Source organism: Fictibacillus sp. 23RED33, from assembly GCF_015903925.1.
Taxonomy (GTDB): domain Bacteria; phylum Bacillota; class Bacilli; order Bacillales; family Fictibacillaceae; genus Fictibacillus; species Fictibacillus phosphorivorans.
In genome coordinates, this window is the sequence record NZ_JACZDX010000001.1 from 442,006 (window position 1) to 455,023 (window position 13,018).

At 40.9% G+C, this 13,018-nt stretch carries 10 protein-coding genes and 1 other annotated feature; of the genes, 8 read left to right on the forward strand and 2 right to left on the reverse strand.

The window, feature by feature from the left end:
- Positions 1 to 18 precede the first annotated feature (18 nt).
- The 5 genes from IHV09_RS02320 (at position 19) to lysS (ending at position 7,381) form a co-directional block, all read left to right on the forward strand.
- Positions 19 to 3,135, forward strand: coding sequence for a GNAT family N-acetyltransferase (locus IHV09_RS02320; protein ID WP_197263520.1), 3,117 nt, complete (start codon positions 19 to 21; stop codon positions 3,133 to 3,135).
- Positions 3,136 to 3,148: 13 nt separating this feature from the next.
- Positions 3,149 to 4,006, forward strand: coding sequence for an amidohydrolase family protein (locus IHV09_RS02325; RefSeq protein ID WP_197263521.1), 858 nt, complete (start codon positions 3,149 to 3,151; stop codon positions 4,004 to 4,006).
- Positions 4,007 to 4,107: 101 nt separating this feature from the next.
- A complete protein-coding gene (locus IHV09_RS02330) occupies positions 4,108 to 4,680 on the forward strand; it encodes a GNAT family N-acetyltransferase (protein ID WP_197263522.1) in 573 nt (190 codons plus the stop codon).
- A 370-nt stretch (positions 4,681 to 5,050) separates the two neighbouring features.
- Positions 5,051 to 5,377, forward strand: coding sequence for a hypothetical protein (locus IHV09_RS02335; protein ID WP_197263523.1), 327 nt, complete (start codon positions 5,051 to 5,053; stop codon positions 5,375 to 5,377).
- Between the two features lie 110 nt (positions 5,378 to 5,487).
- Positions 5,488 to 5,759 (forward strand) — a binding site (T-box leader).
- A gap of 65 nt (positions 5,760 to 5,824) precedes the next feature.
- Complete coding sequence (gene lysS, locus IHV09_RS02340; protein ID WP_197263524.1) at positions 5,825 to 7,381, forward strand: lysine--tRNA ligase; 1,557 nt, start codon at positions 5,825 to 5,827, stop codon at positions 7,379 to 7,381.
- Between the two features lie 205 nt (positions 7,382 to 7,586).
- Here lysS and IHV09_RS02345 read toward each other — a convergent pair whose 3' ends face one another.
- Positions 7,587 to 8,066 carry a DUF1641 domain-containing protein gene (locus IHV09_RS02345; protein WP_197263525.1) on the reverse strand — a complete coding sequence of 160 codons (480 nt, stop codon included), beginning with the start codon at positions 8,064 to 8,066 and terminating at the stop codon, positions 7,587 to 7,589.
- A 15-nt stretch (positions 8,067 to 8,081) separates the two neighbouring features.
- Positions 8,082 to 11,009: a formate dehydrogenase subunit alpha gene (gene fdhF / locus IHV09_RS02350; protein WP_197264120.1), complete on the reverse strand. Its 2,928-nt coding sequence runs from the start codon at positions 11,007 to 11,009 to the stop codon at positions 8,082 to 8,084.
- 393 nt (positions 11,010 to 11,402) lie between these two features.
- Here fdhF and IHV09_RS02355 point away from each other — a divergent pair, with 393 nt between their 5' ends.
- The 3 genes from IHV09_RS02355 to IHV09_RS02365 are packed head-to-tail and all read left to right on the forward strand — an operon-like array spanning position 11,403 to position 12,985.
- On the forward strand, positions 11,403 to 11,747 hold the full coding sequence (locus IHV09_RS02355) for a DUF2294 domain-containing protein (RefSeq protein WP_137790251.1): 345 nt from the start codon (positions 11,403 to 11,405) through the stop codon (positions 11,745 to 11,747).
- 18 nt (positions 11,748 to 11,765) lie between these two features.
- Positions 11,766 to 12,557 carry a formate dehydrogenase accessory sulfurtransferase FdhD gene (gene fdhD, locus IHV09_RS02360; protein WP_197190615.1) on the forward strand — a complete coding sequence of 264 codons (792 nt, stop codon included), beginning with the start codon at positions 11,766 to 11,768 and terminating at the stop codon, positions 12,555 to 12,557.
- Positions 12,554 to 12,985 (forward strand): NUDIX hydrolase, encoded by a 432-nt coding sequence (locus tag IHV09_RS02365; protein ID WP_197190614.1) that lies wholly within the window; start codon positions 12,554 to 12,556, stop codon positions 12,983 to 12,985. The genes fdhD and IHV09_RS02365 overlap by 4 nt, the downstream gene beginning before the upstream one ends.
- Positions 12,986 to 13,018: the final 33 nt, after the last annotated feature.

Sequence of the window (13,018 nt, forward strand, 5' to 3'; positions counted from 1 at the left end):
AAGCGGAGGTTAGAAAAAATGGAAGTATTGAATACGCACATTACCGATCAGATTACGATAGTAGAATATGATCCGAGCTATGCAGCAGCAGTCGCTGAAATGTGGAATAAGAGCCAAGATGGCTGGGGCGGCGGAAACTCAATCATGACGGAAGATCAAGTATTGAAGAAAGAATCGAACTCATCAAACCTCCATTTATATCTCGCACTCGATGGAGACAAAGTCGTCGGCTACTGCAGTCTCGGCGAATATCGGGAAGATGAAGGAGCACTCTACATTCCGTTGTTAAATGTTAGAGGAGATTATCATGGTAAGAAGATCGGCAAAAAGCTTGTACTAAAAGCGCTACAAAAAGCGGTTGAAATGAAGTGGCCACGTTTGGATCTCTATACATGGCCAGGGAACACGAAGGCAGTGCCGTTGTATAAAAAATGTGGCTTTTTCTGGGAAGATCGGGATGACACGACACACCTTATGAACTTCATGCCTTCTGTGATGCAAACAGAAGCGGTTTTGGATTATTTTACGGATGGAAAATGGTATGAAAACAGTACACGTACCATTGAAACCATCCCGGATGGTATCAACGAAAATGAATTTCATTATTATGAGTATGCTTGGAATCACGAGACTCTGGGTAACTTGAAGATGCAATTCGAGCGTTTCGGAAGAGGGCTTCGCTACATTGAAACAGATGACTATAAAATCTCAGCAACTGTTGAACACTTTAATCTTGTTTTTGGCTCTGAATACAAGATTCGATACCACATGACGAATAAAACAGATAAGCCATTAACCGTAGAGATTCAAGGTGTGGACGATAAGAACATTCAGTTTGCTACTTCAAAAAAAATCACTGTTCAAAAGGAAGAAGAGATTGAGATTCCTTTTGTGGTAAATCCGATTACTGAAGATCAAAGTGTATGGAGAACGCACCCAGCTGTTACTTCTCAATTACTAATCAATGGGAAGAAAGCGGAATTTAGAGTAGGTATTCGTCCTAAGTATCCCGTTAAGTTAAGCTGTAACACGTCAGGTAACCTTAGTTTTGTTGGGAGTTCTTCTCATCTTTATTTTAACTTTGAAAATAACTTTGATGAACAAGTAACGTTTAGCTTTGAACTTCCGTCATCAGAATTGGCTGCCATTCAAGATCGTAAGGTGAGTGTTACACTAGCACCGAAAGGAAAGCAATCGGTATCTGTTCCTTTCACGCTAGTAAAACACGGATTTTACTCGGCTGACATTAAAGTCTCGGCAACTAAAATTAATGGAGATATCGTTACTTTTACGAAAAAGCTAGGTGTAGCACTGCAGGGAATTGGAGCTAAATTTGCTGGTGAGTGTGATGATTTTTATCACGTATGCAACGGGCAATATTCAATAAAACTAGATAAGTTCAATAACTGGATCGCACCTTGTAAAGGTGATGTGGATTATAAATTGGCTTTCATGGTGCCTCAACTCGGCAAACCTTTCTCTGAGGAAATTACGCGACTTCGTCCAGAAAAAATTGAACCATTGGAGGAAGATGGTTACTCAGGATTAAGAGCAACTTTTCAATCACAAGCGTTTCCAGAATTGCAGCTTGCAACTGTTGTGAAATTGTACGGTGAAGGTCTAGTAGAAAGATACGATGAAGTAACAAATATTAGCGATGTAGAATCTGCCGCAGAAGTATGGCTGAATACACCGATTATGTGTCCGATGTTAGACAAGGGTGTATTGCCTTACGAGGGAAGATACGTTGAACTCAATGATTCAATGGGATCTGGTTTATCCTATTGGGATCCTAGTAAAATTACGGAAAACTGGCTTTTTCTTCGTGGAAATGATAACCCTAGAGGCATCTCATGGCCGAGAGAAGGGAAGGTGAATTTTTCCGGTTGGTTCATGTATTTTGAAAATAAGTTAGGCAAGATTGCTTCTCAAGAAACAGTTGCGACAAAACCAATCACGATGACAATTGGTGCTTTCCGTGATTGGCAATCATTCAGAGAATTTGCGACGCAAAAGAATGATAAACCAGCCAGTTTGACCAATCATATGAACGTATCGGTTAACAGGGGAAATCCTTTTGTTGATAATGGTGACTTCAAAGCTGTTGTGAGAGATTATAAGTCTTCGTTTTTTAACGGATTTATTGAAATGAAGTTAGACGATGAGATTCTGCAGAGTCACCTATTCGCTTCAGATGAAGAGTTAACACAGGCTGAGTTTGATATTGAATTACCTGACGATAGAGGGGTACATGTATTAACTTCCAAAATGAATTTAGGTGCTGTTCATATTACACGGCAATCAGCCGCTTTTGTGATGAAGAATACACCCGTTCAGTTGGAAAAGTCGATAAAAGAAGGTCTCGAAGTGTATACCGTAGATAATGGAGAAATGAAGATTTCTGCTTCAGCACAGTTCGCACCATCATTGTTCTCTCTTCAATACAGAGATCAAGAGTGGATGGATTCACCGTTTCCAAAGCCGACACCTAAATCGTGGTGGAATCCTTGGTTCGGCGGAATCGCAGGCCTTCTGACAGGCACGAGTCTTCATTCCTTATTAAAAGAGGAAAGCACTGTTGACTTTGTAGAAAAGGAAGATAGCAAAGGGAATGTGTGGAAAGGTCTCAAAGTCTCTACCATCTACAAAAAACACGAGACGTATAAGGGGATTCAGATTCATAAATACTTCTTGATGCTGCCAGGAGTTCCGGTGCTCTGCCATACAACGGAAATTGTCCAGAACATGAAGAGTTACTTGGATGGTAAGAACTTTTACACAGGATGTTTTTTAAATCCAGGAACAGATCCTGCGAAGAGCTGGGGAAGCTTCCAGGCTGAAAATGGGGATTGGACCATGGTTTCTGGTGCGAAAGGTGAGCAGGAAATGACTGTTGAACGTAGCGTAATTTACGGATCTGATGATCATGAAAACCTGCTTCAAATTGTAGCGGACCAAAACGCTACACAAGTTGATTCTTATATCAATTTAGAAGTCATTGAGCTTGGGTACTCAGAAAAGATGAACCTTGAGCACGGTGCTAAGCAATTCACTTCCCCTGTGTTTTATGTATTCAATGATAAAGTTATTCCAGATACAGCTTTAGAAGATCTGAAGAAAATAAAATTCAGCTAGAAAGGGCAAACTCATGAAAATTATCGATGCACACATGCATTTTTCAAACATTGAAAGCTTTAAACATACGGCAATAAACCTTTCTAAACTTGACTATTCGTATGAAGGAATTATCAAAGAGTACCGAGAATCTGGCGTTGTGCTCGGCATCGCGATGGGATTAACAGAAAAAGAGGTAGAGGGTTTTCCAGATCCTCTAGCTCCAACTCCAATGGGGATTGATCTGGATAAGCACATACCTGAAAACGTCGTGTATTGTGCTGGCATCAATCCGTATCATTTAGGTGAAAGTGAATTGATACAGCTTGAAGAAACGGTTCAGCTTCCTGAAGTTGTGGGTATCAAAATTTACCTCGGTTATTACCCGTACTATGCGTATGATGAGGTGTATCAGCCGGTTTATAAGCTAGCTGCTAAATACGGATTGCCAGTTGTTTTTCACACAGGTGATACTTATTCAGAGCGCGGTTTGTTGAAATACTCTCATCCCCTAACGCTAGATGAAGTAGCGGTTATGCACAGAGACGTAAATTTTATGATGGCGCATTTCGGCGATCCATGGACATTAGATGGAGCAGAAGTTGTTTACAAGAATCGTAATATGTATGCCGATCTGTCAGGGCTCGTTGTAGGAACAAAAGAAGATATTGCAAGATACAAAGATTCACCACGCTTCTTTAATCACTTGCGTCATGCCTTAACATTCACGGATAACTACGAAAAGTTTTTGTTCGGAACAGACTGGCCACTTGTGCCCGTACAGCCGTATATTGACTTTATAAAAGAAATCATTCCTGAAGAGCATCATGAAGATGTCTTTTACAACACAGCGGTAAAGCTTTTCCCGAAGATTAAGGCGTTTGTAAAATAAACAAATACTTGTGGTGAGAGGGGTGATGCCAATGGTACGTGTCTGTGGTTTTTATAAGGCGTATTTTAATAGATTACGAACTGAAAGAAGGGATCACCACTATGATATCAGGAAAAAAAGTAGAGTTACGGCCCGTTTCACTTGAAGATCATAAGCGAACTTACCACTGGCGAAATGATGAAGAGACGGCTACATTTGATGCGGGCTCTGGTTATTATCGATACAGTCATGTGCCGCTTGAACAGATTGAAGCAAGCTATGAAAAAGATATTCGTACGATTGATAAACGTGAAGTAGGAGAATTCTCGATTTACACAAAAGGGGGAGACGCGCGTCACATTGGTTCGATCGGATACCGCAGCCTAGATATAATCTCACGTCGGTGTGTAGTAGGAATAGGAATCGGTGAGAAAGAGCTTTGGGGCAAAGGATATGGAACCGATGCATTAAAAGCTTTGCTTCACTACCTATTTCATACGATGAATTTAAAACGCGTGCAATTGGATACATGGAGTGGTAACGAACGCGCGATCCGTGCCTATGAGAAGTGCGGTTTTGTGATTGAAGGACGGCTCAGGAATGATGCTTATATCAATGGTAAATACTATGACACGATTGTTATGGGCGTTTTGAAGGAAGAGTTTGAGTATAATAATGAAATAGTAGTTAACTAGATAGTAGTTGAATGTTGATTTAGCTAGGAGTAATCATGATAGAGTTATTCAGAATTGGTCTAATAATGATACTAACTTGCCAAGGATCTTATTTTATATTACTTATTTTACTATATGGGACTATGATGCACTGGTATGAGTGGGGTACGTTTCCGAAACCAAGTAATATATTTGAGAAGACTGTTAATTTCCTAACTGCTCTAGTCTTTGGTGTCGCGTATTGGGCAGGTTTAAAAGTGAAAAAGCGGAAATGGTTTTTGAGACCAGTGCTACTAAGCGGTTATTTATTTCTATATATTATCCTTGCAATGATTGCCTTTAAACTGATAAATTCTGTTCTCATTTACCTCGAGAGGAATGTTTACTTGTCATGACTGAACTAGTAAGAATTGGTTTAATGGCAATATTGGGCACGCAAGGAGCTTACTTTTTAGCCATATTTTTAGCAGGAAACACAATGATTAATTGGTACGAATGGGGAACGTTTAGGAACGCGGATACCGTTTTTACTAAAACGGTGAATGTACTCTCAGCTCTGTTTATGGGAATCGCTTATTGGTCAGGGAAAAGAGTTGATCATCATAATTGGTTTGTAAAAAGAATTTATCTTTTAGGATATGCATTTCTCTATACAATTGCAGGAATAATCATTTATGAATTATGTGACTATGTTTTAAGGTTCATTGAGAACCATTAAAGAATGCGCTAGATGGCAACCTCCAATCAACAGGATTGGAGGTTCTTGTTTGTTATAAAAAGTTTTGACAACTTTCATAAAACTGATTATACTAATAAAAAATTTAACAATTTATGGCTATGAAGAGAAAAGTAGTTAAGTAACATTATTTTCAGAGAGCTCTTGGTTGGTGTGAAAGAGCAATAATACCTTAACGAAAAAAGACTCTGAGCTTTGTACGGATGCAAAGATATCTTTGCTGATACTACAACGGGATCTCCCGTTATAGAGATAGGGTATACGCAAGTGATTATTTTCATTGCCGTACCTGAAGAGGTTGATATGGTGACATATGAACAAACTGAGGTGGTACCGCGAACGCTAATAAGCTCTCGTCCTCAAGATGAATAATCTTGGGGGTGAGGGCTTTTTTGTATTTCTTTCATAAAAAATGAGGAGTGATTTAATATGCATTGGGCATTTCGTATAGCAGAAGAACTAATAAGAAAGTACCCAGATCGAGAGACGTTTGTTTGTGCATCAGGCATCAGTCCATCGGGCTCGGTTCATATCGGAAATTTTCGAGAAGTGATTACCACATACTTTGTTGTAAGAGCATTGCAACACCTAGGTAAGAATACACGTTTTATCTTTTCATGGGATGATTTTGATCGTTTTCGTAAAGTCCCGAAAAATATTGATCCGACTTTTGAACAATATATTGGAATGCCATACTCAGAGATCCCATGTCCGTTTGGGTGCCACAGTTCTTACGCTGAGCACTTTGAAAAAGAGTTTGAACAGTCATTGAGAGAGTTCGGGATCGTTCCTGATTTTATTTATCAGAGCAAGGAGTATCAGTCAGGAAGGTATAATACTCTGATCGTTCATGCTCTTCACAATCGCAAGCAGATTTATGATATCTTAATGAACTTTAAATCTAGTGAACACAATATGGAAGAGCGAGAGAGATTTTATCCAATTAATGTGTATTGTGAAATTTGCAGGAAAGATACAGTACACATTCACGAATTTCAAAATGAAAGATTAAGCTACACTTGTTCATGTGGTCACTCAAACTCTATCGAGGTAGCACAAGCGACAAACATTAAATTGAATTGGAAAGTGGATTGGCCGATGAGATGGAAGGTTGAGGACGTGGTGTTTGAACCAGGTGGAAGAGACCATTCTTCTGCGACGGGGAGTTATAGAGTTTCAAAGGAAATTGCGTCGCACATCTTTAACTTTCAAGCACCAGAATATGAACCGTATGATTTCATTAGTATTAAAGGGTCTGATGAGAAGATGTCGAGTTCATCAGGTAACAATATTACACCTGGAGAGTTGTTAAACATCTATACACCAGAGGTTATCCTTTTCATGTTTGCAAAATATCAGCCGAATGCTCCTTTTCATATTGGGTTAGATGATGACGTGATCAGGAACTCCACAGAGTATGAAAGATTTGTCCAAGCAAAGCAAGGTATATTGAAAGAAGAGATTTCAGTAGCTTTGGAACTTTCTATAGTACATTCAGGGATAAGACATGTACCTAAATTCAGCCATGTGGCGAGTATATTGCCACTTGTTAATTTTGAGGTCTCACTCGTTCGAGAAGTGTTGGAGAGAACAGGGGAGGAGTATACGTTGAAAGAGGTAGCAGGTGTATGTGAAAGAGCTGAATATTGGTTGAAAAATTGGTGTTCAGAGAAAGTGCTTAAAGTTAACAACAAGATAAATCAAGAATTTTTTGAGACACTTACTGATCATGAGAAACAGTGGATTACAGGATTTGTAAATGTTTTGCAGGGTGGTAGAGATTTACAAGATGACGAGTTGATGAAAAGAATTTACGATGTTTGTCATGTGAAAGATGATCCTAAAAAGAAGAGAAGTAACCAAAAAAGGTTATTCGGGATCATTTATCAGCTTGTTTTGAGCAGCAATAGTGGTCCGCGCATACCATTACTCATACATTCTGTTGGTAGAGAGCGGTTAATTGCTTTATTGGACTATCCAATATAGGGTCTGACTTGATAATCTGTCCGATCTTGAGGACTATCTATCCATTCTAAGCAATAATCTGTCCAATTCGTTGAGTAATCTGTCCAATCTCCATTATAATCTGTCCAAACTACACAATAATCTGTCCAAACTCAACGGCAAGTTATTTTAGTGGATTAATACAAAAAAGGTGACGTCCCACCCGGAGCGTCACCTCACCTTATCATTATTTCTTCAATTCCTGACCCATACCCTTCAAAAAATGAAGGCCAAAGCCGATCGCTCGATTAATATCAGGGTCCTTCAGAGACTTCACAAGATCGAACGCCCCAACCTTCTTATCGCTCTCCACAAAATCTTCCCCCTGCTTCAAGCCAGAAACAACACTATCAAGCAACTTAGCGGTAACTTCAGGATCCATTTTCGTCAAGATGCCTGCAGCACCCATCAAGTTGTTAATCATGTTCGTAACGGGTTCCCGCGTTGCTTGACCGAGGGCGATGTTTGCAATTTTATCTTTTGCGAGTAGCATGGAGTTTGCCGCTTCCAATGCGCCGATCTTGTCTAGCTCCCCAATAAAATCAAGTGCCTTAGTAAGTGCAGCATCTTTTTCAGCTAATGCTTTTTGCAGTTCAGTTAGCTTCTCTTGCTGAATCTGCTCTTCGGTTTTTACACTCTTTTTTACAACGGTCGTTGGTTGTGCCATATCGTATCCGCCCCCTTATACTTCGTCCGTCAGGTGAACATAGCCTGGACGGTTCCATTTACGCTGTACTTCAACACCTTTTTGCGGATAGCGTTTTTTGTTTCTTGGATTGTTGCCAGGAAGTTTCACTTCACCTTCACGGCTAATTATCTCCATACGTACTTTCGTCTGCTTGTAAGCCGGTGTATGTGTACGATGATCAACAGCTGGACCGGTTAAAAAGTTGATAGCAGTCTCGTTATTCACAGAGTTCATTGGAAGATACAGTTCGTTGTTTTTCACACGGTCCGTAACGAGTGCATTCAACTTTACGGCACCAAACGGCGAGATCAACCGAACGACGGATCCATCGATCACACCGCGTTCTTCTGCAAGACTAGGTGATACTTCAACAAAAACATCAGGAACTTTATGCTGAATGCCTTTTGATTTGTTTGTCAGATTGCCTTCATGAAAATGTTCAAGCATGCGTCCGTTGTTGATATGAAGGTCGAATTCTTCTGGAAACTCTGCCGGGTGCATCCAGTCTGATAGTGCAAATCGTGCTTTTTTATCAGGGAAGTTAAAGCCTTCTGTGTAAAGAAGCGGTGTGCTTTTACCACTAAAGTCTCCCCAAAGGAAGCTGCCCCAGCCTTCTAATACATCATAGTTTGCTTCTCCAAACAGGGGAGCAAGTCCCGCCATCTCTTCAAAAATTTCACTCGGATGACTGTAGTTCCAATCTGCACCCATTCGAATGGCGATCGCTTGGATGATCTCCCAGTCAGGTCGCGATCCGCCAGTTGTTGGCAGCGCTTGATACAAACGCTGCACACGACGTTCCGTATTTGTAAATGTTCCTTCTTTTTCTAAAGAAGGAGCTGCAGGCAGAACGACATCCGCGTATTGTGCAGTTTTCGTTAAGAAAATGTCTTGGACCACAAAGAATTCAAGCTGACTGAGCATCTCATGAACATGGTTGGAGTTTGAATCAACGAGCGCCATGTCTTCACCGACTAAATACATCGACTTAATCTCGCCTGTTCCGATTCCCTCGACCATCTGGATGTTGTCTTTACCAGGTTTGCTATCAATCGTTACGCCGTATGCTTTTTCAAATTTTGCTCGAGCAAGATCATCTGAAATATGCTGATACCCCGGAAGCCAAGCAGGTAACGTACCCATATCGCAAGCCCCTTGAACGTTGTTGTGGCCACGAAGCGGGTAAGCACCAGCACCTGGACGACGATAGTTGCCGGTTGCTAACAATAAGTTCGAGATGGCAGCAGAAGTGTCACTTCCACCCGTGTTTTGCGTTACACCCATTCCCCAAAGGACGCATGTGCCGTCAGCGTCGCGAATCATTTTCGCCACGTCTTTGATTGTTTCTTGTGAAAGCCCAGTATGTTCCTCGGCATATTCTAACGTATATTTTTCCAAAACTTCTTTAAAGTCTTCTAAGTAAAGAACATTCTCTTCAATAAATTTCTGATCGTGCCAGCCTTGATCAATCATGTACTTCGTCACCGCCATGAGCCAAACTTGGTCTGTACCTTGCTTAGGACTCATGAAAATATCTGAGCGTTCAGCGAGTTCATGTTTACGAAGGTCCGCTACGATTAATTTTTGTCCGTGCAGTTTATGCGCACGTTTCACGCGAGTGGCAAGAACGGGATGTCCTTCTGTCGGATTGGCACCAACGACGATGACAAGACCAGCTTGCGCAATATCCTGAATCGTTCCTGCGTCACCACCCATACCAACCGTTCGGAACAATCCGTCGGTTGCAGGAGACTGGCAATAACGCGAGCAGTTATCCACGTTATTTGTTCCAATAATTTGGCGGGCAAACTTTTGCATTAAATAGTTTTCTTCGTTTGTAATTTTAGAAGAAGAAACAAAGCCAAGTGCGTTGCTGCCGTGCTTTTCTTTTATTGAGGTCATTTTTTCAGCGATTACGTTTAACGCTTCATCCCAGGTCGATTCCACAAACACGCCGTCTTTTCGAATAAGCGGGGTAGTGAGGCGTTCTTCGCTATTTACGAAATCCCAGCCGAACTTTCCTTTGACACAAGTTGAAATTGCGTTCACAGGACCTTCACTTGGTTCTACCTTTAAAATCTTTCTGCCTTTCGTCCAAACTTCGAACGAACAGCCAACTCCACAGAACGTACAAACCGTTTTTGTCTTTTTCGTACGTGTTTCACGCATAGCAGCTTCCACTTCAGATATCGCAAAAATACCACTATATCCAGGCTCAACTTCTTTAACAAGTTCGACCATCGGCTCAAGTAGATCTTCTTTCAATCCTGTCATGAAACCCGCTTCGCCAAGCATTGATTTTTCCATAAGAGCGTTACACGGGCAGACGGTAACACATTGTCCGCAACTGACACAAGAGGAATCGTCGATACTTGATCCAGCATCCCATATTACGCGCGGGCGTTCGCGTTCCCAGTCTATGGAGAGTGTTTCGTTCACCTGCAGGTTTTGACACACTTCAACACACTGACCGCAGGTGATACATTGGTTGGCATCATATCGGTAGAACGGGTGAGACATGTCAATATCCACTGGTTCTTCTTTTGGCGAGTAGGGAACCGCTTGGTGTTCGATTTCCATCAACTCAGCTGTGTTATGCAGCTTACAGTTGCCGTTGTTGTTATCACAAACCGTGCAATAGAGAAGATGGTTCTCGAGCAAGCGGTCCATCGCCTCGTTCTGTGCATCCTTTGCTCTCGTAGAAGAGCACTCGATCGCCATACCGTCGAGTGCCATCGTTGAGCATGAACGCATCAGCTTGCCATCTACCTCCACGATACATGTATCACACGTTTCGATCGGATCCACTTGTGGGGTATAACAAATCTGGGGGTGAGATAGTTCGTTTTTATTGATAATATCGAGAATGGATGTGCCAGAAGGAGCTTCGTACGTGTTGCCGTCGATTTTAATTTGAATCATCTTATCCATTAAGAATCTTCCTTTCGTTTGATACTTCTAATATCGTAAACGTATGATTGTACAAAAAAATCCACCACGAAAGCACAGATTCTATAGACGTACAGAAAATGTGAGTTCATGGTGGAATAGTGTAATAGCAGGTCATACCATTAGGCCAATCCAGCATTGGATCTCTTTTATTTTAATTAAAAGATAGATCATTATGTAATTTAACAAGATGGAAGAAAAAACAGTGTGAACGATCTTCTCTACCAACTTTTCTCTTTTATTATAGCGTTTACATCATCAAGAAACAACAAGACTTGTATTCTAGCTTTTCATTTTAATCACGTGCGAAAAGTAAGTACTTCATGTATGATTAGTAAAAAATGGAGAAATAGTGGTGATGTTCGAATGACGAAGAAAGTGCATGACTTCAACGATATTATTCGTAAACTTCGTAAGAACTTATTAGGAAAAGGACCTGAAAAAATACATACGGTCTTTGTGGAAAACATGGCGATCTCAACCATGTACGGAAATTTAACACCAACTGAAAAATTTATCGCCCGAACGGCAGAAGGCAAGGAGATGGTGCATGCTGCAAGGACTCGCCTGATTCAGGACGTTTATGCAACAGCTCCACCAGATGGATTAGAAGATGTGACGGGTGCAAAATTCGTTCATCTGTTCTCAGATTTTAAAGTGGATGAAGACATGGCTGTGTCTGTCTTTGTTTTTGATAAACCGATTGCATAGCGAAAGGGTGATTGTCTTATGAAACCGATTGTGACTAAGCGCAGCATTCTGCAGATTAAGAAAGGACTTGCAGCGAACGTAGAAGACACAATTGTGACCGAACTTCCTGTAACGATTAAGATCAATGGGGAAGAATTTGTAACGATGGTATGCAGCCCTGAGTACATTGAGGATATGGTCGTAGGCTATCTCGCCTCTGAAGGAATCATCCGCAACTATAAAGATATTAAAGACCTATGGATGCAGGAAGACGGAAGTTTTGTACATGTGACGACTGATCCTTTAAATCCGGTCTATCAAAATCTGCAGAATAAAAGATACATAACTTCATGCTGTGGCATGAGCAGGCAAGGCTTTGTTTTTGCGAATGATGCTCGTACGGCGAAATCTATGAATGAAGTCAGGGTGCGAGTTACGCCTAAGGACTGCTTCCGTTTGATGCGAGAGATGCAGAAAGGAGCAGGCATTTTTCAAGAAACAGGCGGTGTGCATAACGCGGCACTTTGTGATGTGAACGGAATCGTGCTGAGCCGGATGGACATAGGTCGTCACAATGCCCTCGATAAAATTTATGGATATTGCTTGAAGAATGATATTTTCATAGGGAATAAGATTCTCGTGTTTAGTGGTCGGATTTCTTCTGAGATTTTATTAAAAGTAGCGAAGATTGGCTGTGAAATCGTCCTCTCTAAATCAGCTCCCACAGAATTTGCTCTGCAATCAGCGGAAGAATTAGGAATTACTACAGTTGGTTTTGTAAGAGGGGATTCTATGAATGTGTATACACGTCCTGAGCGGATTGTTGTATGAATCTAAGAGTTAATACACTAGGGATTCTTTTAAACAATGGCCGGCTTTTGTTAGAAGAACGGGAAGGGAACCATTCGGAAGGAAAGGGGACGTATTATCGACCTATTGGTGGAACGATAGAATTTGGAGAAAAGTCAGAGCAAGCGATTGTTCGCGAATTTTACGAAGAGATAGGCGCAACCATTAAGGTGAAGCGTTACCTGGCATGTGTAGAAAATATTTTTGTTGTCGATAAAAAGATGGGACATGAAATCTCACAGATATACTTAGTGGAATTCGTAGATTCAGATTTATACATGCAAAAATCATTTGTTGTAACAGAAGGGCAGCAAAAGACTTTTGCGAAATGGATAGACTTAGATGATATCTTAAATAACCGTAAGCTCCTTTTTCCAAATGAATTGAGAGATTTACTAAAAGTTTACTAGTGAGCTTCTTTACGATTATTGGTTACAAGAGCA